Here is a 322-nt window from a genome sequence, read left to right as displayed (position 1 = left end):
TATCCGAAGTCGATCCGGGTCGACCAGGGCTGCGAGTCGTCAGCCGGGACCTCGACCTGTGGGCCTACATCAACGGGGGGACGCTGGACTTCTCCCGACCCGGCAAGCCCACGGATAATGCCTACATCGAAGCGTTCAGCGAGCGCTTCCGGCCAGAGTGCCTCAACACCCACTGGTTCCTGACGCTTGCAGACGCCCGCGAAAAGTTGGTGGAGTGGCGCAGATACTATAACGAGGATCGGCCACACGGTGCCATTGGCAACAAGCCCCCGATCACGCTGATGAATCCCGGTGACGCCCCCAGCCCGTCACCGTGACCCTG

Annotated in this window: 1 pseudogene; it reads left to right on the top strand. The window is 63.0% G+C overall.

Going from position 1 to position 322, the window contains the following annotated elements:
* Window positions 1-317, top strand: a pseudogene (locus AC2A04_RS18300) (integrase core domain-containing protein); the annotation flags it as partial.
* Window positions 318-322: the final 5 nt, after the last annotated feature.

Source organism: Novosphingobium sp. HNCC26DJ243, assembly GCF_057180545.1.
The sequence above is the reverse complement of the archived record's forward strand: the minus strand, read 5'-3'. Positions and strand labels throughout refer to the sequence as shown.